The sequence below is a fragment of the Paenibacillus shenyangensis genome (assembly GCF_000346635.1).
GTDB lineage: Bacteria > Bacillota > Bacilli > Paenibacillales > Paenibacillaceae > Saccharibacillus > Saccharibacillus dauci.
The window spans coordinates 1-26905 of the sequence record NZ_AOIG01000039.1 but is presented as its reverse complement, the minus strand read 5'-3'; the positions used below and the strand labels follow the sequence as shown (position 1 = coordinate 26905).

General features: G+C 44.3%; 20 protein-coding genes, 1 tRNA gene and 1 riboswitch. Of the genes, 14 read left to right on the top strand and 7 right to left on the bottom strand.

Annotated elements, in window-relative coordinates; all coding sequences use genetic code 11:
* Window positions 1-228 precede the first annotated feature (228 nt).
* Window positions 229-864 carry a stalk domain-containing protein gene (locus H065_RS27250; protein ID WP_017815695.1) on the bottom strand — a complete coding sequence of 212 codons (636 nt, stop codon included), beginning with the start codon at window positions 862-864 and terminating at the stop codon, window positions 229-231.
* Window positions 865-1700: 836 nt separating this feature from the next.
* Between H065_RS27250 and guaB the strand changes: the two genes are divergently transcribed.
* The 8 genes from guaB to H065_RS0124195 all read left to right on the top strand — a co-directional run bounded on the left by guaB (window position 1701) and on the right by H065_RS0124195 (window position 10965).
* Entirely contained in the window at window positions 1701-3158 is a 1458-nt protein-coding gene (guaB, locus tag H065_RS0124230) for an IMP dehydrogenase (protein ID WP_017815694.1), read from the top strand.
* Between the two features lie 605 nt (window positions 3159-3763).
* Complete coding sequence (locus H065_RS0124225; protein WP_231584403.1) at window positions 3764-5098, top strand: D-alanyl-D-alanine carboxypeptidase family protein; 1335 nt, start codon at window positions 3764-3766, stop codon at window positions 5096-5098.
* Between the two features lie 275 nt (window positions 5099-5373).
* Entirely contained in the window at window positions 5374-6255 is an 882-nt protein-coding gene (gene pdxS, locus H065_RS0124220) for a pyridoxal 5'-phosphate synthase lyase subunit PdxS (RefSeq protein ID WP_017815692.1), read from the top strand.
* 16 nt (window positions 6256-6271) lie between these two features.
* Window positions 6272-6856 carry a pyridoxal 5'-phosphate synthase glutaminase subunit PdxT gene (pdxT, locus tag H065_RS0124215; protein WP_017815691.1) on the top strand — a complete coding sequence of 195 codons (585 nt, stop codon included), beginning with the start codon at window positions 6272-6274 and terminating at the stop codon, window positions 6854-6856.
* A 277-nt stretch (window positions 6857-7133) separates the two neighbouring features.
* Window positions 7134-8420, top strand: a complete 1287-nt coding sequence (serS, locus tag H065_RS0124210) for a serine--tRNA ligase (RefSeq protein WP_017815690.1) — start codon at window positions 7134-7136, stop codon at window positions 8418-8420.
* A gap of 61 nt (window positions 8421-8481) precedes the next feature.
* Window positions 8482-8570, top strand: a tRNA-Ser gene (locus H065_RS0124205).
* Window positions 8571-8765: 195 nt separating this feature from the next.
* Window positions 8766-9665 (top strand): YitT family protein, encoded by a 900-nt coding sequence (locus H065_RS0124200; RefSeq protein ID WP_017815689.1) that lies wholly within the window; start codon window positions 8766-8768, stop codon window positions 9663-9665.
* 226 nt (window positions 9666-9891) lie between these two features.
* Complete coding sequence (locus H065_RS0124195; RefSeq protein ID WP_017815688.1) at window positions 9892-10965, top strand: hypothetical protein; 1074 nt, start codon at window positions 9892-9894, stop codon at window positions 10963-10965.
* Between the two features lie 203 nt (window positions 10966-11168).
* On the opposite strand, the gene H065_RS0124190 is transcribed toward H065_RS0124195, so the two are convergent.
* From H065_RS0124190 to motA, 4 genes are all read right to left on the bottom strand, one after another.
* Window positions 11169-11786, bottom strand: a complete 618-nt coding sequence (locus H065_RS0124190; protein WP_017815687.1) for a GNAT family N-acetyltransferase — start codon at window positions 11784-11786, stop codon at window positions 11169-11171.
* A 14-nt stretch (window positions 11787-11800) separates the two neighbouring features.
* Window positions 11801-12286, bottom strand: a complete 486-nt coding sequence (tadA, locus tag H065_RS0124185) for a tRNA adenosine(34) deaminase TadA (RefSeq protein WP_017815686.1) — start codon at window positions 12284-12286, stop codon at window positions 11801-11803.
* Between the two features lie 339 nt (window positions 12287-12625).
* Window positions 12626-13474 carry a flagellar motor protein MotB gene (gene motB, locus H065_RS0124180; protein WP_017815685.1) on the bottom strand — a complete coding sequence of 283 codons (849 nt, stop codon included), beginning with the start codon at window positions 13472-13474 and terminating at the stop codon, window positions 12626-12628.
* Window positions 13458-14264 (bottom strand): flagellar motor stator protein MotA, encoded by an 807-nt coding sequence (motA, locus tag H065_RS0124175; protein ID WP_017815684.1) that lies wholly within the window; start codon window positions 14262-14264, stop codon window positions 13458-13460. The genes motB and motA overlap by 17 nt, the downstream gene beginning before the upstream one ends.
* A 184-nt stretch (window positions 14265-14448) precedes the next feature.
* Here motA and H065_RS0124170 point away from each other — a divergent pair, with 184 nt between their 5' ends.
* Window positions 14449-14742, top strand: a complete 294-nt coding sequence (locus H065_RS0124170; RefSeq protein ID WP_017815683.1) for a hypothetical protein — start codon at window positions 14449-14451, stop codon at window positions 14740-14742.
* Window positions 14743-14897: 155 nt separating this feature from the next.
* Here the strand turns inward: H065_RS0124170 and H065_RS0124165 are convergent, their stop codons facing one another.
* Together H065_RS0124165 and H065_RS0124160 are read right to left on the bottom strand one after the other, a co-directional pair.
* A complete protein-coding gene (locus H065_RS0124165; protein WP_017815682.1) occupies window positions 14898-15395 on the bottom strand; it encodes a GNAT family N-acetyltransferase in 498 nt (165 codons plus the stop codon).
* 449 nt (window positions 15396-15844) lie between these two features.
* Window positions 15845-16315, bottom strand: a complete 471-nt coding sequence (locus H065_RS0124160; RefSeq protein WP_026136421.1) for a C40 family peptidase — start codon at window positions 16313-16315, stop codon at window positions 15845-15847.
* An 11-nt stretch (window positions 16316-16326) separates the two neighbouring features.
* A riboswitch (cyclic di-AMP (ydaO/yuaA leader) is annotated at window positions 16327-16465 on the bottom strand.
* 533 nt (window positions 16466-16998) lie between these two features.
* On the opposite strand from H065_RS0124160, the gene H065_RS0124155 reads away from it, so the two are divergent.
* The 5 genes from H065_RS0124155 to H065_RS26680 all read left to right on the top strand — a co-directional run.
* The gene (locus tag H065_RS0124155; RefSeq protein ID WP_017815680.1) at window positions 16999-17517 is read left to right on the top strand and encodes a YwhD family protein; all 519 of its coding nucleotides are present in this window, start codon (window positions 16999-17001) and stop codon (window positions 17515-17517) included.
* 348 nt (window positions 17518-17865) lie between these two features.
* Window positions 17866-19296 (top strand): ATPase domain-containing protein, encoded by a 1431-nt coding sequence (locus H065_RS0124150; RefSeq protein ID WP_017815679.1) that lies wholly within the window; start codon window positions 17866-17868, stop codon window positions 19294-19296.
* Between the two features lie 17 nt (window positions 19297-19313).
* A complete protein-coding gene (locus H065_RS0124145) occupies window positions 19314-19565 on the top strand; it encodes a hypothetical protein (RefSeq protein WP_017815678.1) in 252 nt (83 codons plus the stop codon).
* Window positions 19566-19572: 7 nt separating this feature from the next.
* Window positions 19573-21771 carry a response regulator transcription factor gene (locus tag H065_RS28505; protein WP_274517946.1) on the top strand — a complete coding sequence of 733 codons (2199 nt, stop codon included), beginning with the start codon at window positions 19573-19575 and terminating at the stop codon, window positions 21769-21771.
* Between the two features lie 277 nt (window positions 21772-22048).
* The coding region (locus tag H065_RS26680; RefSeq protein WP_017815676.1) for a BslA/BslB family hydrophobin at window positions 22049-26905 on the top strand (4857 nt) is incomplete at its 3' end.

The following is a 26905-nucleotide window of genomic DNA, read 5'->3' as shown; positions in this document are numbered from 1 at the left end:
CACTGGATAGCGTCTTTTTTGTTGGCTTTTGTAAGCTTATATAGATTTTTCGTAATTTTGGGCAGATATAGGTATATATTTTTTAAATAAGATTATAAATATAAGGCTCTTTCCATCAGGAAAGAGCCTTATTGTGGTACTAATTAGTAGTCAATTGAAATTTTGAAGTATATTTAACCACTTCATATTTCATTTATTTATAATATCATCGGAACTAAATAGGATATATTAATTATCTTCGCCTATAGAATCGTCATCCTGGCTCGGGTTAGTAGATCCACCAGTTGTAGAATCTACATTTGTTCCAGATGCAGGACTTTCTACTTCACCGCCTGTAGTAGAATCTACAGTACCGCCATTGCCATTTACAGTACCACTATTAGTGGTCTCAGTAAATGAATTAGTAGTGCCAGTAGTATCCGTATTTGTACTTGTTGTACCTGCATTATTAGTTGTACCTGCATTATTAGTTGTATCTGTAGCAGGAGCTGTAGTAGTTCCACTCATATTATTTGTAGTACCATTGGTATCAGTGGTGCCCGTTGAAGCAGCATTACCTGCATACGTATTTCCTGTAGCAGTAGTGAGTTGAACTGTACTTGTAGCAGCATTATATACGACATTGGCTCCCATAAGCTCGGCTGTTGCACGAACAGGAAGATAAGTTGTACCGTTATAGGTAAGAGGTGTTACCTCAGTACCATTAGCTGTTTGCAATGCTGCTGGATTTCCATTTACTTCTACTTTGATTTGATCATTCAAATATGCAGTTACTTCCTCCATGTTCGTAGCCGCCAATGCACCAGTACCTGTACCAATCAATAGAGCAGATCCAACGAGTAAAGAAGCAATACCCTTTTTCATAATCAAACTCCTTTCGAGGTTAAAGTGGTTTGTTTATAAAGTACCCAATATTATAGTGCTTATTCATAATTATGGAAAAAAATTGGATAAACTTTTAATTGGGAATGGTAGTGAAGTAATTTGAAAGTGTTTTTATGATAATACATGTATAATGAATTATTTAGTAAAAGTTATGAGCTGGATTATGATTTGTAGTTCATTAATGATAAATGGAAAATATCATAAGGTAAAAATCAAAATAGAGGTGGAAAGACGAGAGATAAACAGGATTATACTAAAAATGAGATGCAACATAGATAGAGCATAAATAAAATACAAAAAAAGTCGATGAAAGCTCATAAAGAGCAAGTAAAGAGTTCATAAAGAACGAGTAAAGAATTATCAAAGAATTAGCAAAGAATACATATAGAGGTAGCTAAGTTAGGACAAACACGGAGTGGCTATAGAATAATTATAAACGCCACAAAAATGATACGCTTTAGATACATAAAAGAATTATGAACAGGAATGTCCTTGGAGAGTGGACAAAAGTACTCCTTATAAGAGCAAAGACTTGGAATTAAGCGATATTCCCCGAACATTCTTGACAGCCTATAACCCCTTTGCTAAGATGGCAATAATATATTTTCAGAAACTTATTTTCAAGGCGTACATTTCCTTGATATTTAAGGGTTTTAATAGAGTATCCGGTTGATTGAATACTTCTGAAAATAGCTTTAACGGAAGATTTCAGAGGGTTTGTTATAGATGATCCTGGAAGTCTGTACAGAGTAGGCGAGCGGAATGAGTTATTCAGTACAATAGGAATCAAATCAAATAAAGGGAGGAACATCCTCGTGTGGGAAACAAAATTTGCTAAAGAAGGACTAACATTTGATGATGTCTTGTTAGTGCCGCGTAAGTCTGAAGTATTGCCAAAAGAAGTGAGTGTCGCTACAACACTAAGTAAAAATGTAAAATTGAACGTCCCTCTGATCAGTGCAGGGATGGATACAGTAACGGAAGCTGCAATGGCTATCGCTATGGCACGTGAAGGCGGCATTGGCGTCATCCACAAAAATATGTCAGTTGAACAACAGGCAGAAGAAGTGGATCGCGTAAAACGTTCCGAAAGCGGCGTTATCACTAATCCATTTTCTCTGACTCCGGACAAAATGGTATCTGATGCTGAAGCAGTAATGGCTAAATATCGCATCTCCGGTGTACCTATTGTAGATGAAAATAATACACTGGTTGGTATCATTACAAACCGTGACCTGCGTTTTATTCATGATTACAATATGAAAATCAGTGAAGTGATGACCAGCGAAAATCTGGTTACTGCATCGGTAGGTACTACTTTGCAGGAAGCGGAAGTATTGCTGCAAAAGCATAAAATCGAGAAACTGCCTCTGGTGGATGAGAATAATATCCTCAAAGGTCTGATTACCATCAAAGATATCGAAAAAGCGATCCAATTCCCAAATGCAGCGAAAGATGCTCAAGGGCGTCTACTGGTCGGTGCAGCTGTAGGTGTATCTCAGGACGCTTTTGCACGTTCCGAAGCACTGGTTAAAGCGGGTGTTGATATGCTCGTGGTTGATTCTGCACATGGTCATCATATTAATATTTTGGATGCAGTTCGTAAGCTGCGTTCCATGTTCCCTGAACTGACAATTGTAGCGGGCAACGTAGCTACAGGTGAAGCTACGCGCGATCTGATTCAAGCAGGCGCTTCGGTTGTCAAAGTAGGTATTGGTCCAGGATCGATTTGTACAACTCGTGTTATCGCAGGTATTGGCGTACCACAGGTTACAGCTATTTATGACTGTGCAACCGTGGCTCGTGAATATGGCGTGCCGATCATTGCCGATGGAGGTATCAAGTACTCTGGCGAGATTACGAAAGCACTGGCAGCAGGCGCTGATGCGGTTATGCTGGGAAGTATGTTTGCCGGTACGGAAGAAAGCCCGGGCGAATCCGAGATCTATCAGGGTCGTCGTTTCAAAGTATATCGTGGCATGGGTTCCATGGCTGCGATGAAGCAGGGCAGTAAAGATCGTTATTTCCAAGATGATGACAAAAAACTCGTACCGGAAGGTATTGAAGGCCGTGTAGCTTACAAAGGACCATTGTCCGATACGGTTCATCAGCTGATTGGTGGATTGCGTTCAGGTATGGGTTATTGCGGTACAGCCGATCTGTCCGAGCTGCGCAATGATACACAATTTGTTCGCATTACCGGTGCAGGTCTGCGCGAAAGCCATCCGCATGATATTCAAATTACAAAAGAAGCACCAAACTACTCTCTGTAATAGAATCTCAGCACAAGAGAGCTATTATTAGCAGAGCAGTACTGACTACTTGTGATGAACAGCATTTATATGGACAGCAGCTGAAATGAAATTTAAATAGTCAGTCAGGTCATATTCATAAAATGATGTAGCAAAAGTGATATAGAAGAAGTAGACACGTTCCATATATTCTCTTTTTGTTACAAAATTTGATTAAGCGACCTGGCTGGCGTTTTATATTTTTATTGACGTTCGGACAAGCTTGTGATTTTCAGCAAGCTTGTCTTTTTTTGCATGGCGGCGTGTGCTAAAATTAGAAAGTCATTGTGATATTGGGCTTTTCCGTATGTTATGCCTGTTACATAAGCAGCTATTTTACAAAATAGATTATTATGTAGTCTATTGAATAGCTGAATTATCCGGGAAGAGATGACTGTAATCATTCGGATCTGGAGATTTACCGATGATTGCATCATTAAAATGCATAAACGCCGAATACTGTATATTACATGAACAACATAAGCTATGACTTTGAGGGGAGCATTAATACATTGGAACGCAAGTTATTAACGCAAAAAGGTAAGAAGTCGAAACGTCAATTGATCAAAAAAAGTGTAGCATCACTGATGCTTGTAAATATGCTTTGTATGTCCACGATTATTCCTACAACTGCTATGGCAGCAGCTGCTACCAATTCGAAGGCCGCAGATACCAAATCCACAGCGGCTACTGATACCAAAACAGGAGCTGTATCTAATATCAAAGCACCTGAATTACAGGTGAAATCTGCCGTATTGATGGAAGCATCAACCGGTAAAATTTTGTTGTCTATCAATAGCGATGAAGCTCTACCACCAGCAAGTATGTCCAAAATGATGACAGAATACTTGGTGTCTGACTATGTCAAACAAGGCAAGCTGAAATGGGACGATGTGGTAACCGTATCTGAAAATGCTGCTGCTCAAATCGGCTCACGTGTGTTCCTTGCAGCAGGTGATAAGCATACTGTACTGGACTTGTATAAGGCTATGGCAATTGGATCAGCCAATGATGCTTCTGTAGCATTGGCTGAACAAATTGGCGGTACAGAGAAAGATTTTGTTAAATTGATGAATGCCAAAGCCAAAGAATTTGGTATGAAAACAGCTCACTTTGCCAACGCGACTGGTTTAAATATCGCAGATATGCCGGAAGCAAGCCGTCCGGATGATGGTAAAGAAACGATAATGTCGGCAATGGATACAGCGATTCTGGCTCGTCATATTGTTGATGATCATCCTGATTTTAGCGACGTGACCAGTATTCAATCCTTCAAATTCCGTCCGACAGATAAAGATCCTGTAGTGAACTGGAACTGGATGCTGGAATCCAACTCATCCATCACCAACTTCAAAGCATACGCTTATCCAGGTCTGGATGGTTTGAAGACAGGTCACACCGCAGCAGCCAAGCAATGCTTTACAGGAACAGCTGAACGTAATGGCATGCGTCTGATCAGTGTCGTTATGGGAGCGGAAACGGAAGCAGAACGCTTCAAACAAACCAAAAAAGTGCTTGATTATGGCTTTGATAACTTTGAAGTCAAACAAATCATTGGTGCAAAATCCGCTGTATCTGGTCTAGCTACTATTCCGGTAGTCAAAGGTGCAGCAACAGAAGTGCCTGTTGTTACCGATGCGGCTGTTAACGTAGTCGTACCAAAAGGCACAGAGCCAAAAAACGTAACGTACACTGTAGCTCAATCTGATGAAGCAGCACGCACTGCTCCAATCGCAGCAAGCAAAGCGCTTGGAACAATCACATACACTTACAAAAACGACAGTATCGCTCAGGATCAGGTCACTACGGTTAACCTGATTGCTGCTGAACCCGTCGAAAAAGGAAGCTGGTTGCGCTTGTTCTTCCGCTCGATCGGTGATCTGTTTGGCGATCTGTTCGATTCTGTTAAAAATATGTTCTAATTGAACCTGTACCATGCTGTGAAATAGATGTACAGTGTGTATTGGAAAGACGTTCTGTTTTTCTTTCATAGCCGCTTTTTCACTTTACCTGCTCGAAGTAAATGTATTGTATATTGCAGAAGTGTCATGTAAAATTATGAGTTAGATTCTGTCCTGCAATCCGCGCTGGCAGTGCGTATGACTTCCATGGCGTAAGCTGACGGAATCACATCATTATCAGGAAGTCAGCATTATGCTATGCACAATGCTTATAGAAATAATCAGGAGGCATGGACATGGAAACTGGTACATCGAGAGTTAAAAGAGGTATGGCAGAAATGCAAAAAGGCGGCGTCATTATGGACGTCATGAATGCGGAGCAGGCAAAAGTAGCCGAAGCTGCTGGTGCTACAGCGGTTATGGCTCTCGAGCGTGTACCTTCTGATATTCGCGCTGCCGGTGGAGTAGCACGTATGGCTGATCCTACCATTGTAGAAGAAGTTATGAAAGTGGTCTCCATTCCTGTTATGGCCAAAGCACGTATTGGTCACTATGTAGAAGCTAAAGTACTGGAATCACTGGGTGTCGATTACCTTGATGAGAGTGAAGTATTGACTCCGGCTGATGAAGTATTCCATATTGATAAACATGATTTTACAGTACCATTCGTATGTGGTGCCAAAGATCTGGGAGAAGCACTGCGTCGTATCGGTGAAGGTGCATCCATGATCCGTACCAAAGGCGAACCGGGAACCGGTAATATCGTAGAAGCGGTACGTCATATGCGTCATATCAACAGCCAGATTCGCAAAGTACAGAACATGTCCAAAGATGAACTGTACGCGGAAGCGAAAAACCTGGGTGTTGCTTATGATCTGCTGATCGGCGTACACGAGAACGGCAAACTGCCAGTCGTTAACTTTGCGGCAGGCGGCGTGGCAACACCGGCGGATGCAGCATTGATGATGCATCTGGGTGCTGACGGTGTATTCGTAGGTTCCGGTATTTTCAAATCCGACAGTCCTGAGAAATTCGCCCGTGCGATTGTAGAGGCTACTACGCACTATAATGATTACAAGCTGATCGCAGAAGTATCCAAAAATCTGGGTGCTCCAATGAAAGGTATTGAAATCTCCAAATTAACTCCAGGTGAGCGCATGCAGGATCGCGGCTGGTAAGAAAGAAGGATTGCATATGAAAATCGGTGTCTTGGCACTACAGGGTGCCGTTGCAGAGCATATCCGAAGTCTTCAGCTGGCAGGAGCGGAAGCTGTTACTGTCAAGCGTGTTGAGCAGCTGGAAGAGATCGACGGGATCGTTATTCCCGGTGGAGAGAGCACAACGATCGGCAAGCTGATGCGCCAATACGGCTTTATTGAAGCACTGCAGCAGTTTTCTGCTCAGGGTAAGCCTTTGTTCGGTACCTGTGCCGGGTTGATTGTACTGGCGGAACGAATTGCCGGTCACGATCAGGCACATTTGTCCCTGATGAATATGACCGTATCCCGTAATGCGTTTGGCAGACAGCGTGAGAGTTTCGAGACCGATCTGGATGTTAAAGGAATTGATGAGCCGATCCGTGCGGTATTTATCCGTGCACCGCTTATCCAGGACGTTGGCGAAGGAGTCGAAGTACTCTCTGTGTATCACGATGAGATTGTCACAGCAAGACAAGGACACCTGCTAGCCTGCTCTTTCCATCCCGAATTGACCGATGATTATCGTCTTCATCAGTACTTTGTGGATATGGTGGCACAGTCTCTGGCTACTGCCCAATAAATGGCTTATTAACGCATTACAGGATGGACTATTAGACTTATGATGTATAGAGAAATGTATGCAAACAGGAATATACAGGATTGACCATACCTTAACTCTTGGCAGCTTCCGCCGGTAGAACCTGATTCTCTGCGGATGGCGGCAAGTTCTCGCTTGCCCGGTACAGTGTATTGCGCTTCCGGCAGATTACCGCCTATACAGGTGGCTGCAGAAGAGCTGCCCTGTCGGCGAAAAAGAGAACCGGGAGTTAAGGTTATTTTATTAGGAGGGGTTATTTATGTTAGATGTTAAAATACTGCGTAATGACTATGATCGCGTAGCTACTGCGCTGCAAAATCGTGGTAAGTCGCTGGACCTGATCGCAGGTTTCCCGGAACTGGATACCAAGCGCCGCGAACTACTGCAAGAGACAGAACAGCTGAAAAACCGCCGGAATACCGTATCCGGAGAAGTGGCTCAGCGCAAAAAGAACAAAGAGGATGCCGAAGAACTGATTCTGGAGATGCGTCAGGTCTCTGATCGGATCAAAGCACTGGATGAGGAGATTCGTAATCTCGAGACAGAGATCGATGCAATGACTCTCTCTATTCCCAACCTGCCGCATAGCAGTGTACCTGTAGGTGCGTCGGAAGACGATAATGTAGAGATCCGACGTGATGGTGAACCCCGTCAATTTGATTTCACACCAAAAGCACATTGGGATGTAGCTCAGGATCTGGGTATTCTGGATTTTGAAGCCGGAGCCAAAGTAACAGGTTCCCGTTTTACTTTTTATAAAGGCATGGGTGCACGCCTGGAGCGCGCGCTGATCAACTTTATGATGGATCTGCACAGTGAAGAGCATGGGTATGAAGAGATTCTTCCTCCATACATTGTTAATCGCGATAGTCTCGTAGGTACAGGACAGCTGCCGAAGTTCGAGGAGGATCTGTTCAAACTGACGGATTCCGATTATTATCTGATCCCAACAGCTGAAGTACCGGTAACCAACTATCATCGTGAAGAGATTCTGTCCAAAGAAGATCTGCCCAAGCATTATGTTGCGTACAGCTCTTGTTTCCGTTCTGAAGCCGGTGCCGCCGGACGTGATACGCGCGGTCTGATTCGTCAGCATCAATTTAACAAGGTCGAACTGATCAAGCTGGTTGAACCGGAGACTTCTTATGAAGAGTTGGAGAAAATGACAGCCAATGCCGAGCGTGTGCTTCAGCTGCTGGGTCTGCCTTATCGTGTACTGGCACTCTGTACGGCTGATATGGGCTTCAGTGCGGCCAAAACGTACGATTTGGAAGTATGGCTACCGGAAAGCAATATGTACCGTGAGATCTCTTCCTGCTCGAATGTAGAGGACTTCCAGGCGCGTCGTGCAAGCATCCGCTACCGCAAAGACAGCAAAGGCAAACCAGAATTCGTGCATACGCTGAACGGTTCGGGACTGGCTGTAGGACGTACCGTAGCAGCGATTCTGGAGAACTACCAGCAGGAAGACGGAAGTGTAATCGTACCTGAAGTACTGCGTCCTTATATGCGCGGTGTAGAAGTGATTGGTAATAAAACAAAATAAAAGTTGTCATGTACAAAGATGTATGTTATGATACTTGTGTTGTGCAATATTAGGATTTAATGGAGAGGTACCGAAGCGGTCATAACGGGGCGGTCTTGAAAACCGTTAGGGTGCAAGCCCACGTGGGTTCGAATCCCACCCTCTCCGCCATACATCTACAATAACCAAGTCGTTCCTAACAGGAGCGGCTTTTTTTGTGTTTTGTGGCAGATAGCTTGATTTATATAGGATGATCATCCATTTTATGCCATAATATAAAGGTGAACGTTTTGCATTTTCGGACAGCTGGAAAAAAGTTGCCACCATATAGCATGAAAGTACGTACATAGAAAAAGGAGGAAAGCCATGGCTGTAAAACAACCTCCGGTATCCGAGTTCACACCGGTAGAACACGGAAGACGTTCACTCAAAAGTACGCTGATTCGCTCGCTGCTGATTATTCTGGGGGCTGCCACAGTAGCCGCTGCACTGGAGCTGTTCCTGGTACCTAACAACATTACAGACGGCGGAATTACAGGGATATCGATCATCATGTCCTATTTGACGGGATGGAAGCTGGGAGTATTTCTGTTTCTGCTCAATATTCCATTTCTGATTCTTGGTTACAAGCAAATTGGCAAGACGTTTGCATTGTCTACATTGCTGGGAATTACCGTCATGTCGACCGGCACGCTGCTGCTACATCCGGTCGAAGCCTTTGTCAAAGAAACGGTACTGGCCTTTGTATTTGGAGGCATGTTTCTCGGATTGGGTACGGGGCTTGTATTGCGCTCCGGCGGCTCCCTGGACGGAACAGAGATTATTGCTATCTTGTTATCCCGGCGAACGGTTTTCTCTGTAGGAGAAATTGTAATGATCCTGAACGTATTTATTCTGTGCGGAGCAGGATTCGTATTTGGCTGGGACAGAGCGATGTATTCCATTATCGCCTACTATATCGCGACCAAGGTCATTGATATTACGATCGATGGTCTGGATCAATCCAAGTCGGTATGGATTATCAGCGAACGTACACATGATATAGGCGATGCGATTATTAGTCGGTTGGGTAGAACGGTTACTTATTTATCCGGAGAAGGCGGCTTTTCGGGAGAAGAGAAGAAGGTTATCTTCTGTGTCATTACCCGACTGGAGGAAGCCAAGCTCAAGGAAATCGTCAATCATTTTGACGGAAATGCGTTTATGGCAGTAGGTAATATTCATGATGTCAAAGGTGGACGTTTTAAGAAAAGGGATATTCACTAGAGATTCCTGCATCGTCTTTTGCATGAAACAAAATCTGGAATCGGTCGGTAAAAAGCCGAATTTCAGGTGAAATTTGATCATTTTGCAATTATTTGCAACCAATTTTAGGTTTGTCATTTAAAATACTGTCAAAATGGTTTATCATGGATGCGGAGTCCGTAAAACGTTTGCTTGCGAGACATGGAGCAATACTTCATTGATGGACACAAACGAAAGGGGTAACAACATGAACAAAAGATTGACTGGAAGCCTTTTGGCGATCCTGCTGGTATTCACACTGGCACTGGTAGGCTGTACGAAAAAAGAAGAACCGAAAACAGCCGTAAAAGCAGCTGTAACCAATGCTGCACAAATGACATCGTATGCAATGACAACCCAGTTTAAAATTACGAATCTGGCATTCACATCTGCTGACGGCGCAGCATCAACAGATCCAACCAATGCGCAGATTGCCAATACACTGAAAAATGCACAGATCTCCATGACCGGTGCATATCAGAGTAACCCAATGCAAACGGAAATGACAATGAACGTTAATCTGAGTGATGGCGCAATCAATATCAAAGTTCCAATGGTGATGACGCAGGACACGCTGTATGTCAAAATCCCGCAAATCCCTATGCTGCCATTGCCAGAGACGATAGTCGGCAAATTCCTCAAGCTGGACATGAAAGAACTGGCTGAGATGGAAGGACAGGAGTACAAACCGCTAAGCGTACAAACCAGTCAAAAACTGTCCCAGGAGCTGTCCAGTGCAGTACTGGATAAATACGACCAAGCGAAATACTTCAAAGATGTAGATAAAAAAGATGCAGCTCTGCCTGAAGGCGTAGATGCCAAGCAAGTTGTTCAGTTCGCAGTAACCAACGAAAATGCCAAAGAAGCAGTAACGATCTTTGTAAAACAGGCACTGCCAGCTGTACTGGATGTACTGTCCAAAGAAGAATACCGTTCTGCACTGAACATTACACAATCCGATATCGATGAAGTGAAAAAGTCGCTTCAATCGGAAGATTCCCAGAATGAATTTACCAAATCCGTAAATGAGCTGGATAAATACATGACACTGAACCAGTTCCATGTAAATACAGCAATCAACGATGATAACTTCCCGGTATATCAACAAATGGTAATGGATGCTGTATTCGCTAATCCGGATACCAAAGAAAATGTTAAAGTAGCACTGGAAGGAAGTAGCCAGTATTCCAAAATCAACGAAAAACAAGCATTTACTCTGGGCATCCCAACAGGTGCTGATGTAGTAACCATGGACCAGCTGCAAAAAGAAATGGGTTACTAAGATCCACAGAATAAATAGAGCAGCCTGTAGGAGAAAGATATGTATCTTCAACAGTCTCAAAAAAACCTCCCTGTTCATGGCGAACAGGGAGGTTTTTGCTTTGTCTTTTGAGGAAAAATGTATAATGTGCTTTAATCCCGGTGCTGCGGTATGCCTAATTCATGGATATAGCATACCAGCCGGATTCAAGCTAAATAGCAAGTTTAGTTGGACTTTGGATCGGAAAGCGACACAGGTGCTTCGTAGGAGATAGAAGAAGACTTTTCCTCCAGATCACTGGCAAGAATAGCATAGATCTGATGATCTTCCCACTGGCCGTTAATTTTAACCAGTTGGCGGGCGATTCCTTCTGCCTGGAAGCCGCATTTCTCCACTACACGGCGTGAAGCGATATTGTGCGGAATAATGCCAGCCTGGATACGATGCAGACCAAGAGAGCGAAAAGCATACTCCAGTACCAGCTCGACAGCTACAGTCATATATCCCTTGCCCTGCTGAAGGTGACTCATCGAATATCCAATCTCGGCAAACTGGCCTACACCGCGAACGATATGACTTAGCGAAAGAGTACCGATCAGCTCCTGATTCTCAGTGATGAATATGCCAAACAGATATGCGCGATCTTCAGCTGCCTCCTGACGACGTCGATAAATCAGATCCAGCTGACTGGCTAAGGTGAAAAAGTCCTTTGGGTACTGCGGTTCATACTGCTGGTTCGCCTCACGACTTTGCAGACGAAGCTCCAGTAGGGATTTGGCATCATCCGGCTGAAGCTGACGGATATGAATTCCTTTACGAGCATTATACAGTTCAATCGACATAGCTAGAACCTCCTTTACTCTGGCTGCAGTGGCTTCGGCTTTTTGAGACGCAAGCGCAGTTCACGGAAAAAGCGGGTTAACAACCAGGCACATTCTTCCTGCAGAACACCGTCCAGCACTTGGGTACGGTGATTGAATCGCGGCTCCTGAAGCAGATTCATGAGAGTACCTGCACAACCGGCTTTGGGATCGATGGTTCCATAGACTACATTAGGGATACGGCTCTGCACAATAGCACCTGCGCACATCGGACAAGGCTCCAGCGTTACATACAATGTACAATCCAATAGCCGCCAGGAACCAAGCGATTCACTTGCTTCCCGAATGGCCAGAATCTCGGCATGAGCGGTTGCATCATGGGTCGTTTCACGCAGATTATAACCGCGTCCGACAATCTCATTATTTTTGACAATAACCGCACCGATGGGAACTTCCCCGAGCTGTTCTGCCTTCTCTGCTTCTCGAATGGCTTCCCTCATCCAGTGCGTATGTTGTTCCATTAAAATTGAAAACACTTCCTTTTTGGTATAGCGATTTATCGTACTTGTACATCGAACAAATATTCGTTGTTAACAGCTTGTGGATAAAATTGTGGATAACTATATTTTGCTGTGGAAAACCTTGCTGTGTAAGCGTTCTGTGGATAAATATACGCAATTAAATCGTCAAAAAAGTCGAAATATCGCTATTTTTGCCCTTCTATAATTGTAGGCAATCCTTTGTTTCTTTTCAATCGTAATAAGCAAAGAGTCAGTCGGAAAATCAAAAAAACAGGCAGACACAGAATGCTCTGTATCTGCCTGTTTTCAAAAGCAGGTTATTGCCTAATTTATGCTTGGTTACTTATTACTGGCTAGAGATTGTAGCGTAGGGTTAACATCATTGTCTACATATTTGCGGACAATTGCGACTTCAACACGACGATTCTTGGCACGGCCTACATTATTATCATTGCTCGCAATCGGACGGTATTGACCATAACCGATCGCACTGAATTTACGTGGATCCAGATTGTTATTGAGTAGTAGAATCTGCATGAAATTAAGTGCCCGGTCCGAACTCAGATTCCAGTTGGAAGTATAACGAGAATTGGAGATCGGTACATTATCCGTATGACCGGAGACAATGACATCATAATTCGGAATCTCCTGCAGAATTGTGGAGAGTGACTTGGCAAGTTTGCGGGAATCGGTTTTGACGGTAGCCTGTCCAGAAGCGAACAGGGTATTATCGCTAATCGTAATGCTCAATTCGGACTGATTCAATTTGGTAGTCAATTGAGATTTCAGACCATTTTCCTTGATATACTTATCCAATTTGCGCTTCAGGTTCTCCAGATCCTGTTGTTCCTGCTTTTTGAGCTGTTCACGCAGTTTTTGCTTGGAAGAAGCGGAAGTATCCTGCGAGGGAGCAGCTGCAGCAGATGCTGTAGAATCCTGCGGATCTTTGTTTGGTACTTTACCGGCAGTCGGAGCCATCGCATTCTCATTCAGTACACCTGAACCACCAGAAAATGCAGCACTAAGGGCCTGGGCCATCTGCTCGAATTTGGCAGCATCCATGGAACTCATGGAAAACAGCGTAATGAAAAGGGCCAGCAGCAGAGTCATTAAGTCAGAATAGGGAAGCAGCCAGCTCTCGTCGGCATGTTCCTCATGGGGTTCATGTCGTTTACCCTTCTTGCTCACTGGTTCCACCTCCTCCATCCGCGTCCATAGCAGCAACTTCCGTAGGAGTCAGGAATACAGACAGCTTCTGGCTAATGGCCATAGTTGATACGCCTGATTGAATAGACAGAAGTCCTTCGACCATCATCAGCTTCACTTCGACTTCTATTTTCGATAGGCGCTTCAATTTATTGGCCATTGGATGCCACAGTACATAACCACTGAAGATACCGAGAACGGTTGCGATAAACGCACCGGCGATCGCGTGTGACAGTTTACCCATATCACTCAAGTCAGCCAGTGCAGCAATCAGACCTACAACGGCACCGAGTACGCCGAGTGTAGGAGCGTACATACCAGCCTGGGTGAAAATCAAAGCTCCGGAGCGGTGACGCTCTTCGGTTGCATTAATATCTTCCATCAGAACGTCCTGAACAAACTCTTGATCATTACCATCAATGATCATACGCATACCGTTGCGAAGGAATGTATTATCAATCTCTTCGACTTTGGATTCGAGCGCCAGCAATCCTTCGCGGCGGGTAATGGAAGCCCAATCCATGAACATTTTTACCAGTTCAGTTTTGCTCATAAGCGGTTTTTCTTTGAAAATAATACCGAAAAGCTTGGGAATACGTTTTACTTCGACCATTGGGAAGGCCATAAAGATGGTTCCTGCAGTACCTACGAAAATAATAACGTAAGCTGCCGGGTTATTAACCAGACTGACCAATGGAGCACCTTTGAGGATCATCCCGACAACTAGGGATAGAAACCCGAGTGCCAGGCCAATAATTGTTGAAATTTGCATAATACACCTCGTCCATGAGTATAGTTTATTTCTTGCATCATTCTCTTCCATGGAATGATGGCGTTACTTAAAAAGCTGATACTTTTTTATCGACAGAATATGATACTTTGTTAAGAGTTTTTTGAGTTATAATGGAAAGAAGTTGGCAATTGTGACAATATGAGCAGTTGAAAGGAGGAAAGGTATGGGAGTTAAACATGGTCGCGAATACGAGGAAATTCTGACAGATCTGACTGCAGCACTGGATATGATACCGGACAGCTATATGTTTTTTCATATGGAATCCGAAGAATGGAAAGCGCTTCAAGATAGTGAGAAGCGCGAAGTACAGGAAGCGCTGGCAGAAGATCTCTTCTATGCATTGGGTTCGGAGCCTGTTATTCATGTAGGCAGTGGGATTGTTATTCATGATCCGGATACGCACCGGATCAATATTCTGATTGGTGAAGAAGAGATGACTTTTGTATCACTGATCTAATACCGATCATTAATGTGCGTTTATATATACGCTGTTGGATCATATAATCAAGGGTCGCGGCATATTGGCGGCCCGCGCAAAAAAGCACAGCTCGCAGCATATAGACTGCGAACTGTGCTTTTTACTATGGGCAAATTTTATTGCCGGAAATAGGTTCAGGAAGTCTGCTTGTTATACACCATACAATAAAAAGGCTTCATGTCATCGGGTGTACGCCGTGTATACGTATCGGTAATATGAAAGCCTGCTTTTTGGTAGGTACGAATGGCACGTTGATTCCAGGTGAGTACCTCCAGATCAATCTCTGCCTCCGGATTTCGCTGAATAGCTGTCCTCACAACTGCAAGCGTAAACTCTGTACCATATCCATTACCGCATAGATCAGGCCGCATGCCTATACCCAGTCGAATAGTCTGTTGTAAAGGGAAAAGCTGAGCAAATCCGGCTAATTCCTCTTTGGCATCCAATACAGCCAGATACTGCTGCTGTCTCAGTTCGGGATCTCCAAATTCGATCTCCAGCTCCTGCATCTGATCCCAGGACATCCATCCGTAAATATCATAAGGGGGTTCATACACCCATTCGCATATTTCGGCAGCTTGCTGCTCATTGAGGGGAGCAGTATGAAAATGAGGGGTAGAAAGGTGACTCATAGCAGCATCTCCTCCTTGTATATAAATGGTATCTCGCTTGCTTAGACCGTATCCTTTGTATTTACTACAAATTATAAAAGTGGTCCGGTTGACATTCAAGCTTTTCGGCAGAGAATCATTAACATTGAAATACTATTCATAATCCAAAATAAACAGGAACCGGCAGATGGTCATTTTATTAGGGCAACCAACACATTTGTATAAAGAAATTAAATATTAATTTTTACTGGAAAAAGTGTTTACCATAATTACGATCAGGGTACTATATAGTAGACATAACTACCTGAACAGTAGGCTTATAAATGATAGTAATTATTTCCTCAAAATATGTAACCTATTCCCAGGTTGTTACGTCTTATAAATAAGCAATAAAAAAACCGCAAAAGATTCTGGCGGGAATCTCTCACGGTTGGTAAATGAAATCTATATAAAGATAGAATAGCTGTTAATTACTCGGCTGCATAGCTGCTGTAAGAGAAGTTGCTCATTACACGCTTAGCGCCCACATAGCGGTTTTGGTAGTAGTCCATATCAAGATTATCAATTCGTACGCCTTTGGATGTAGAAGCGTGTGCGAATTGAGTGCTGCTTACCATAACGCCCACATGAGAAACGCCTGCCCCTGTAGTGTTAAAGAATACCAGATCCCCAGCTTGCAGATCATTTTTGGATACAGCGTCGCCGACTTGGTATTGAGAAGTCGATTGACGAGGCAGATCGATGTTCATTTGACCGAATACATATTGAGTAAATCCGGAGCAGTCGAAACCGCTGAAGGATGTTCCACCAATACGATATGGTGTACCCATGGCTGGTTCGATGATCTGGTCCATTTTGGAATTTGCGCTTGCACTGCTAGTCCCCATAACAGTAAACGCAATTGCGAATCCCATTACTGCGGCGGTTAGTTTCTTTTTCATATTCAAAATCATTTGTCCCCTTCCAATGCCTGCGAGGTTAGCTTAAGGATTCGGTAGAAGGTTTCCCCTATGATCCCTCCGAAACAAGATCAATTCACCCAAAACGGTTCCCCCGCTTCCCGGTGCCACGGAATTTGGCTTCACACTTATTGATTGCACCGTAGTCCATATTCGATTCACGACAAATTTCATCTTTTCTGACAAAAGTTACAAGCTTTATTGTTAAAGTTTACAAAGTTGTTACTAATAACTCGCTGGATTTATTTTAACAGAGGTTTTTTACTTTGGCAAACGTTTATTCATCCTTTTTTAAGGATAACTTGGTAAATGAATGCGTTAGCAAGCGAGAAAGCCCGTCACTATCAGCTTTGTAATTATTAAAAAAATTTAATCTTTGTCTGTCATTTGATGACTGTTCGTACTTATTTGGGCTTATGCTTGCCTGTTCTTTAATCTTTTTCGGTTATAAATTTGTAAACTTTATACATTTGAGACAATTAAATCTCTTTTTTTCTGAAAAAGTGACAGGAATCGACTTTCGTTGGCTTTTAAACTAATATTCGTTACAATAATGATGATGTTATTATGTACAGTAATAAATGAAAACAGCCGGACAAACTCACTTTACCATTATAAACAGTTATGACTCATATATCCAATACAGAGAGGAAGTTAGTAGACTCATGGAACAAAACCAACCGGGTAAAAAAGCAGTATCGCTTAATATTATCAGCAGCAGCACCAAAAGCAGCAAACATAAAGGATTTGGCGCAGGTGCCATTAATCTGAATAATGTTTCTCCTATAATAGTAGATCGTGGCGAAGCGCGTATTGATATTGGCGCTATGCATGCGAAGAGCAAGGTAGAGCGCGGTATCAAGTTTACACCAAACCGTGAAGAGGTGGAAGGCGGCCGTCAGGTCTGGGTGGTCTGGGTAGCCGTAGACAAACTTGCAGAAGGTGCTAATTACGCGGGAGCGACTGCCTGTGAGATGTGGATTAATGAAGAAGAGAAAAAAGGCTGGAAAATTCTCGCCGAGCATGTGAACAAGCTGGACTATGCCATTAAACGCCGTGTCATGCTGGAAGGAATGGATGAAGAAGCAAAAGCAGCTCTCCGTCAGCTGCTGGTCAGCCATAATGAAGAGTGGTGGAACAATTCTTCCGATGAGTTGAAGAAAGCTTTGGAGCCTCAATCATAATAATGAAAAAATAGGTAAAAAAGTTTAATCTTTTTACTGCGATTGTGCGTAACAATAATATAAGGCAAAAGCTGGAAATCTTGGATGGTTTCCGGCTTTTTCTTTGAGCAGGGAAGCTATCGAAGAATATCGATGACGCTGGAACGGGGCAGAATAATTTATTGTGAATACCTCATTGATAATTGGAAAAAAAGGGTATAATTGATTAAACACCTTTCTATTTCTACAAAAATGGAAAATACCTTTCTCCAAACCATGATAGGTTGTTATAATTGCTGTACAGTCATCTTCGTAGGAAAAGCTACCCCTTGCTTGACTAAAATATTCTACAGATGGAGGGAGCAATATATGCAGAAAAAGAAGGCTGTTCACACAGGTATACCAGGTCTGGATGATATTCTATATGGTGGAGTTCCGCCTGGAGCTGTAGTTATTCTGGAAGGTGAACCGGGAACCGGCAAAACAACATTCGGTATGCAATTTCTGGTAGAGGGCGCGATTAAGCATGATGAACCAGGAATTTATATTACATTCGAGGAACTTCCGGAGCAGATCTATGATGATATGACCAGCTTTGGCTGGGATCTGCGGGACCTGGAAAGGCAAAACAAGCTGCGCGTCATTTGTATGGAACCGGATATTTTGCTGGAACAAATGCTCCAGCCTCATGGCCTGTTCGAGCAGATTGTCCGGGAGATCGGCTGTAAGCGGGTAGTTATCGACAGCATCAGTCTTTTTAGAATGGTGGGAGATGAAGAACACGTACGGACGAATGTGTATTCCATCCGTAACATTATGCGCAAGCATTCGCTTACGTCCTTTTTTATTCGGGAATATTCTGAGTTTGAAGGTATGAGCATGCCTTTTGAGAATTATATCTGTGATGGTATTGTACGCCTGTCCCTGAAACCGCTGATGGATAAATACCGCAAGCGGACGATTGAAGTGCTGAAAATGCGCGGCACTCGTATTCTGGAAGGTGAACATACCTACAAATTTATCCATAATGGTGTATATATTGTGCCTTCTCTGTCCATGGCGGAAGACAAGATGCTGATTCGGGAAGCCGAAGTGCTGTCCACCGGTATCGATTCGCTGGATGATTTGTTGGCAGGTGGTATTCCACGAGGCAGCGTATTTATGATTGATACGAACAGCAAAGCCAATTACCGGTATCTGCTGTCTTCGATTTATTCCCAGCGTATCAAAGATGACGATTGTACGGTGACGATGATGTCCGGTAATACCTCGCTGGATACCTTTGCAGATACAATCGAGCTATTCGGTGTATCACTGCGAGAAGCAGCACGCAAAGGAAAAGCTTTCTTTATTGAACATTATCGCAGAGCAGTGGAAGCGGATCTGGAGAAAGCTATTGTTCGTGTGGATAAAGTAACCAATGAAGAATATGCACAGGTGCTTAACGAGCGGCTGAATCCAATTTTTGAATGTGAAGATTTGTGTGACAAGCGCTGGTTTGTATATTATGATCTGAATACGATTATTTCCGAGCGAGGAAAAGATTTCCTGCTTCGTTATTTTGCGGAAGAGATGTCGATGTGGCGCTCACTGGGTATTACCATTGTAGTACACTGCAACTTTGCCGAGATTGGTACGGAAACGGCTTCGTTCCTTGAGCGCACATGTAATGGTGTGATTCGCACCTGGGTAGATGGTAATTACCAATATCTGCAGGTAACCAAATCTCCGAGTGGACGTGTATCTGCTCCACACATTATCGCAAATGTAGCCGAGAAACCTTTCGTACAACTGATATAAGGAGGGATTGGGACCTTATGGTGGCAGAAAGTGATGTGATTACATTACAGATGGAATGCACGTTGTTTTTTGAAAATAACCCGTATGCGATCGAGACCAGCAGCGGCTTATCCAAGCGGCTTGGCCGCAGCCAGCAGGTAACGGAACAAGCATTGAACCGTCTGGCGGAGATGTCTATTCTGGAAAAGAATGGACAGGGGATGCGTGCGATCTATCGGTATAAAGCTCCTTATATACAGACAGAAGTGGATCTGAATGCTTATGATTGATACTCACATGATGAATGACACCAGAGAGATTTGCCAGGAACTTCAGGATACGTATGCCCAGCTGACCAATCTGCTGGTCTTTGTGACCAACCATGAGGGTCAGCTGATAACGGCTCCTTCTAATATTGACGATGGCTCCGTATTTGACAAATATGGCAGTGAACTGCAAAACATGTTCAAAACAGAGATCGATAAGCTGCAAGGCATCCGTCATACTATTTTGTCCGACCAATGGGTACCGGGTGTGAAATGGCTCATTGCTCCTGTATCAGTTGATCAATCCGATACAGGCATGTATGTATGGGGCGGTATACTCATTCAGCAGGGGACGCTGCAGTCGATTATTACGCATCCCAATTATTTGCAACCGGAAAGCGGTGCACCTGCTGACTTTATTGAGTTAATGCGTAGCTGGATTCAGAATACTGGCGAAATTTCTCCGGATCAGGAGATTTTTAAGCGTGAGAAGATTACCAAATTTGCCAAAGCGCTATCGCTTATTTTGAAATCCAGTTTTAAGGAAAATCGATTGACTCAGCGTCTGAATGCACTCAATGAAACATTGATTACCGATCAGAATATCGGGAATCCGATTGAAGAGATTACCAGAGCAGTGCTGGCAAGCAGCGATCTGGCCGATGTGTTCGGATTTGCGCTCAAGACCGCTCCGGGCAAATATACGATTATGAATAGTATGGGGATGAATTCGGGTACACTGGGCGGGTCAATATTTCATGAAGGTGAAGGCTTCCTCGGACAGGCGGTACTCAGTCCGCAGCCGAGCCGCTGGAGAGATATATCACGGGATCCCAGGAATCACTTTTTCCAGCAAAAAGGGTTGGATTCGGTCTATGAAGTACAATGTTTCCCGATTCGTTATGAGAATGAAGTCTACGGACTGTTATTTGGTCTGAGTTTCAAAGAACGCTCTACCCCAAGTATCAATCCGCAGTTTGAAGAGACAATGATCTCTCTGATGGGCTGGTATATCGGCAATCATATTACGTACGAGAAAATGGAAAAGCAGCTGCAGCGCTTTAAGCCGCTGATTGAGCTGTCACGCATGATTATATCGGTGCAGGATATCCAGCGTGTCATGTTCATGCTGGTGGACATGAGCCTGAACCTGGTGTGGAATCCGTCCGCATCCATTGTAGTACACCGTTCTTCAGAAGATGGAAAAATACAGATGGTCGCGCGCGGAATGCAGAGTCCCAAAGGCGAAACGTATGCCAAGGACATAGCTCGTCGCTACCTCGATAATAGCGATAAACCTGGTGCGAGTTCCTTCATTAATTCGAGTACGCCGTTCTCGCTGATGCTGGAGTATCCAATCGTCTACGCTGATCGGACAAGAGCAGTTCTGTGCGTTGCGGTCAGCAATGAGCAGGAAGGTGAAGAATGCCGCGAGATTCTGTCGGCGCTGGCGATGATGGGCAGTGTTGTGATGAAATCTGTACATGATCGACAGCAGTATTTGTCGAACAGCAACCGATTTGCCCATATTTTGCATGAAGCTATTCGGGAATGGAATGTCGCTCATTATCAGCTGACAGCCGATGCCCAGAAAATTGTACAGGAATTTGCTATGTGGGGCGGCATTATCAAGGAAGAAGCGGAAGTTATTGGCCGTGCCTGCCTGATGTCTTGCACCGATCCTTCAATGCTGCGCAGCTTCCCGCATTTATTCCAGCAGGAAGCAGAAATGATCGAAGACTACAAGCATATTCAGGACGACCAGAGTATACTTGGCACCGGTTCCTATTCCAAAGGTGGACAAATTATGGCACTGGCTTTTGCTATTGCAACAGCAGGGGATCATGATATGCGTGTGGTAAATGATCTGCAGATTAATGGTGTAGATCAGGGACTGGTCAGTCAATTCCGTCTGTTTGTACTGAGCAGACACACGCTTCAGACCGAAATCAATCTGGTGGAAGAGAAAGCACCGGCAACCAAAACTCTTACCGCCGAAGGAGCAGAGGGCCGCGGACTGGATGCGATTGTGAAGCAGTTTGGACTGTCTCCGCGGGAGAAGGAAGTTCTGGAGCTGGTTGTCAAAGCGTCCAGTAACAAAGAGATTGCAGCCACCCTGTTTATTAGTGAGCATACGGTAAAGAACCATTTGACCAATATATTTAATAAAATGGGTGTAACCGATCGTGCGCAGGCGATTGCTGCAGTATTTAATAAAAGTATAGGGTAGATAACTCAACACTCTACCTTATTGAGCTATAGTTGTACGGACAAGTACAAATGTATAAACGAAAGACCATCTTGCAAATAAGGTGGTCTTTTTTTGTGCTCTATTTTTGTCGTAAATAATCTAATAAAGTAGAATCATACATAATTACCTTATATTAGGAGAAAAGACCTATAATCCGTACTGAAAATAAAGGCGAAAGTAACGTTATACGTCATGTAAATATACTTTCATTTTATTCGCATGGCACCTAAGACATCATGCAAAAGGGGAGAAAGAGATGAGGAAAAAAGGGTATACGCTGTTTACCATGTTATTGGTGGTGGCTCTGGTATTCTCCAGCTGGCCAGGTCATGTCCAGGCAGCAGATGGAACACTAGGTATATCTTCAACGAATGGACAGAATGTGGCAGGGCAGAAAACTAATTTAACAATTACGTATGCGCCCGGTATTCAATTGAATCTGGCAGGAAGTACTGTATTTACACTGCCTGCAGGACTGACAGCTACTGTAGCAGATAAGTTTAACGGAACGAGTCTTCCGGCGAACGCAATCAGTAGTGACGGAAGAACAATAACATTAAACGCATCCTTAGTGGGACTCAACTTGTTAGCTTCCAATACGCTAGTTTTAAATAACAAGACACTGCCTGCAGCAGGCAATTACTCTTTTGGAGCTTCTGTTAAAAATCTGCTGAATGTTACGATCGGGGAAGCGACTCAACAGGGAACCTTCACTGTGATCGGTGCAGTACCTCCACCGACCGCAGCACAGATCAGTGTAAGTAATGCAATCAGTGGCAATTCGACGATTAATATTACCGGTCAGAATCCGGGAGATACCATTACCATTTATAACGATAAAAATGAAGTTCTTGGTACGGGTACAGTCAATGCTTCTGGACAGGCAACTGTCTCGGCAGCACTTGTACCAGCAGGCGGCACCATTCAGGTAAGCGCGCTGCGAGGTACAGCTGAGAGTGCCAAGACCTCCTTTATCTATACGGCGGCTGTACTGAGCCCTATTCCGGCAGCCAATATCAGTGTAAGCAATTCATATGGTAATCAGGACACAGTAGCTGTAACTGGGCTGACTGCAGGCGATCTGGTGACTGTCTACTCCAATGGGAGCGCGATTGGTACAGGCACAGCAGACAGTAATGGTTCGGTTACAGTAGCCGTAACACTGACACCGGAAGGTGGCAACCTTAATATGACCCGTAAGCGCAGCGGTGTAGAAAGCGCAGCAACTCCAGTCAGTTATCCGGCTCAAATTATTCCGCCGGTAGCTTCTGGTAATGTAACGGTTACCAATTCGTATGGCGGAACTTCCCAGGTGACTGTAAAAAATCTGTCGATTGGAGATATCGTCACTGTATCTGCCAATGGTACTGTTCTAGCAACTGCACCGGCAGTTACCAATACATTGACACTGCCTGTTCTGCTGGAACCAGTTGGTGGCAGTCTAAATATCAGTGTAAAGCAGGGAATTCTGCAAAGCGCGACAACGACGGTTAACTATCCATCTATTGTAGTGCCAGCGATTCTCTCCAGTAATATCCAAGTAAAAAATCTGTCCGGAAATGCAGATGTCGTTGCTGCTGTCAATCTGACAGCAGGAGATACAGTGACTGTATACGACGGCACAGGTGTACTGGGCATAGGTACAGTAGATGCACAAGGGAAAGTATCTATTCCTGTACAACTGCTTCCTGTAGGCGGTTCAGTCAACGTAAGTGTGAATCATGCAGGCGTGGAGAGCTTGGCAACACCAGTTGTATATGTAGCAGAGATTGTTCCTGCTATTTTGAGCAATCAGATTTCCCTGTCTCCTATTTTGAATGGAACAACGAATGTAAGCATTAATGGTTTGAATAATGGCGATGTAGTCAAAGTATATGGCAATGGTACAGTACTTGGGACAGCCACTGCGAATGCTTCCGGAACAGTTAGTATTCCGGTTAGTGTAAATGCACAGGGCGGAAGTCTAAGTGTGGAGCTGCTGCGTAATGGTCTGGCGAGTGCAGCTACTTCTATCACGTATGGAGCAGTTGTGGTACCACCTGTGTCAGCTGGCAATATTACAGTAAGCAATACTTCCGGCAATAACGATACAGTTACAGTTACCGGTCAGACACAAGGGAACCTGATCACAGTATATGGTAACGGCAAAGTACTGGGTACAGCGACTGTAGGCAGTAATGGTCAAGCTGTAATCAACGCAGCACTGGTACCTGTAGGTGGTGTGATCGGTGTCAGTGTAACTTCGCAGGGTGTAGAGAGTATCGTAACACCAGTCTTGTATCCGGCAGAAATGGTACCAGCACTTGCAGTAGCGAGTGTAAATATCGATAACAACACAGGCAGTCAGGATATTGTCCAAATCAGTAGTCTTAAACAGGGTGATGTAGTCAAAGTATATGGCAGCGCAGATTTGCTCGGCAGTGCCGAATTGCAAGCAGATGGGACACTGGAAGTACCCGTAACTTTACTTCCTATTGGTGGTAGCCTTAGCGTAGCTCTGGTACGAAATGGCGTAGAAAGTGTTCCAACACTGGTCAGCTACAGCACGGAGGTAGTCAATCCTCTTCTGCCAGCTGCAATCAAAGTGGAGAATCTGATCAATGCCACATCCAAAGTAACGGTAAATGGTCTGCAAAATGGCGATATCATTCACGTATATGCTCATGGTGAACTACTGGGCACAGGTACTGCAGACAGCAATGGAGTTGCTGCAGTGAATACGGATCTGGCTCCTAATGGCGGCGTAGTAGGCGTCAGTCTGGTTCGCAATACAGTAGAGAGCCCGACTGCACAAATCAATTACGGTTCCATTGTTGTACCCGCAGTTGATGCAAGTCAGGTTCAACCCCAGAATAACTATGGCAATCAGGATATAGTCACTGTAACAGATCTCAAAGAAGATCAGGCCATTACGGTTTATCAGGATAATGAAGTACTGGGTACGGGTAAAGCCGATGCCAGTGGCAAGGTGGTCATTGGATTGACCCTGATCCCGGCAGGCGGAGCTGTACAGGTGAGTACAACTTATCTGGGAATCGAAAGTAATCCGGTATCTGTAGCGTATGGAGCCGAAATCGTACCTCCGATTCCAGCGTCAGATATTACGATTTTGAATAATGAAGGAAATATGGATAACGTCAATATCCGGAACCTGGTAGCAGGTGACCTGGTTACCATTTATCAAAGCAATAATGTGATCAGCACCAAAAAAGCAGATACCAACGGCGATATTACAGCTGGGCTGACACTGCAGCCGTATGGCGGTACACTTTCTTTTACAAGAGAGCATAGTGGTCTGGCCAGCGTCTCTACAGATGTAATATATGCAGCTGAGCCGGGTCCAGTATTGTCCGCATCCAGCATCAGTATTAACAATTTGACAGGTAACGAAGATACCATCCAGGTGACGGGATTGCAGCAAGGCGATATGATTCGGGTCTATGATGCGAATGGAACGCTGCTGGGCAGTGATATTGCTGGCTCATTTAGCTGGGTAATGCTGCAGGTTCAACTGCTGCCGGGAGGCGGAGAGGTATCGGTACAACTGACACGCAATCAGATGGATAGCAATATAGTTAAAGTAACGTATGTGGCTGAAGAAGTCCCACCAGCCAACGCACCAGTAGCCGATATCGTTGTAGATTCCCAACAGAGAGATCAGGCAGTTATTACCGTAACAGGTATGAATGCAGGTGATATTGCCAAGGTCTATGATGACGACGATCAATTGCTTGGTTCTGCTCCGGCAGATGGAAGCGGTAAAGCAGCAGTAAGCTTCAAATTCTTGAAAGCGCAGGGACGACTCTTTGCCAAAGTGGCTTCTGGAGGAGTAGAAACAACAGTGCGCAGCTTCGATTATCAGGGAATCGTATTCCCAACAACAGATCCAACAGCAGAACTGACCACTATAGACGGTAACCAAGGAACAGTTACCGCTACCAACATCGTTGCCGGCGATATTGTAAAAGTCTATGATATCGACAGTAATCTGCTGGGTACACAAACAGCCGATGGAAACGGTCAAGCAGTAGTGAATTTCATATTCCCAACTACAGACGGCGAATTGACCGTTACCGTAACTGGCAGTGAGCCAGAGACAGAAATTGCTACCCTGCCATATAGCGGAATAGTTCTCCCGGTAGCCCCAACGCCGACAGCTGATTTGTCTGATGTCGATGGCGACCAAGGAACTGTTACAGCTACAAATATTGCTTCTGGCGATACTGTAAAAGTTTACGATGCCGATGGTAATCTGCTGGGCACACAAGTAGCTGGCAGCAGCGGTGAAGTAGTAGTTAACTTTACTTTCCCAACAGCAAGTGGCGAATTGACCGTTACGGTTACCAGCAATGGAACTGAAAAAGAAATCACTACCCTGCCATATAGCGGAGTAGATCTTCCAGCAACCCCAACGCCGACAGCTACTTTGTCTGATATTGATGGTAACCAAGGAACCGTTACCGCTACAAATATTGCTTCTGGCGATACTGTAAAAGTTTACGATGCCGATGGTAATCTGCTGGGCACACAAGTAGCTGGCAGCAGCGGTGAAGTAGTAGTTAACTTTACTTTCCCAACAGCAAATGGCGAATTGACCGTTACGGTTACCAGCAATGGAACTGAAAAAGAAATCACTACCCTGCCATATAGCGGAGTAGATCTTCCAGCAACCCCAACGCCGACAGCTACTTTGTCTGATATCGACGGTAACCAAGGAACCGTTACAGCTACCAACATTGTTGCTGGCGATATTGTAAAAGTCTATGATATCGACAGTAACCTGCTGGGTACGCAAACAGCTGGCAGCAACGGTCAAGCAGTAGTGAATTTCATATTCCCAACCACAGATGGCGAATTGACCGTTACGGTTACCAGCAATGGAACTGAAAAAGAAATCACTACCCTGCCATATAGCGGAGTAGATCTTCCAGCAACCCCAACGCCGACAGCTGATTTGTCTGATATTGATGGTAACCAAGGAACCGTTACAGCTACAAATATTGCTTCTGGCGATACTGTAAAAGTTTACGATGCCGATGGTAATCTGCTGGGCACACAAGTAGCAGGCAGCAGCGGTGAAGTGGAAGTGAACTTTACTTTGCCAACAGCAAGC

Bases quoted from the DNA above. Each gene is read 5' to 3' on its own strand.
- H065_RS27250 (WP_017815695.1), bottom strand. From the start codon at position 864: ATGAAAAAGGGTATTGCTTCTTTACTCGTTGGATCTGCTCTATTGATT.
- H065_RS0124225 (WP_231584403.1), top strand. From the start codon at position 3,764: ATGCTTGTAAATATGCTTTGTATGTCCACGATTATTCCTACAACTGCT.
- pdxS (WP_017815692.1), top strand. From the start codon at position 5,374: ATGGAAACTGGTACATCGAGAGTTAAAAGAGGTATGGCAGAAATGCAA.
- pdxT (WP_017815691.1), top strand. From the start codon at position 6,272: ATGAAAATCGGTGTCTTGGCACTACAGGGTGCCGTTGCAGAGCATATC.
- serS (WP_017815690.1), top strand. From the start codon at position 7,134: ATGTTAGATGTTAAAATACTGCGTAATGACTATGATCGCGTAGCTACT.
- H065_RS0124200 (WP_017815689.1), top strand. From the start codon at position 8,766: ATGGCTGTAAAACAACCTCCGGTATCCGAGTTCACACCGGTAGAACAC.
- H065_RS0124195 (WP_017815688.1), top strand. From the start codon at position 9,892: ATGAACAAAAGATTGACTGGAAGCCTTTTGGCGATCCTGCTGGTATTC.
- H065_RS0124190 (WP_017815687.1), bottom strand. From the start codon at position 11,786: ATGTCGATTGAACTGTATAATGCTCGTAAAGGAATTCATATCCGTCAG.
- tadA (WP_017815686.1), bottom strand. From the start codon at position 12,286: ATGGAACAACATACGCACTGGATGAGGGAAGCCATTCGAGAAGCAGAG.
- motA (WP_017815684.1), bottom strand. From the start codon at position 14,264: ATGCAAATTTCAACAATTATTGGCCTGGCACTCGGGTTTCTATCCCTA.
- H065_RS0124170 (WP_017815683.1), top strand. From the start codon at position 14,449: ATGGGAGTTAAACATGGTCGCGAATACGAGGAAATTCTGACAGATCTG.
- H065_RS0124165 (WP_017815682.1), bottom strand. From the start codon at position 15,395: ATGAGTCACCTTTCTACCCCTCATTTTCATACTGCTCCCCTCAATGAG.
- H065_RS0124160 (WP_026136421.1), bottom strand. From the start codon at position 16,315: ATGAAAAAGAAACTAACCGCCGCAGTAATGGGATTCGCAATTGCGTTT.
- H065_RS0124155 (WP_017815680.1), top strand. From the start codon at position 16,999: ATGGAACAAAACCAACCGGGTAAAAAAGCAGTATCGCTTAATATTATC.
- H065_RS0124150 (WP_017815679.1), top strand. From the start codon at position 17,866: ATGCAGAAAAAGAAGGCTGTTCACACAGGTATACCAGGTCTGGATGAT.
- H065_RS0124145 (WP_017815678.1), top strand. From the start codon at position 19,314: ATGGTGGCAGAAAGTGATGTGATTACATTACAGATGGAATGCACGTTG.
- H065_RS28505 (WP_274517946.1), top strand. From the start codon at position 19,573: ATGATGAATGACACCAGAGAGATTTGCCAGGAACTTCAGGATACGTAT.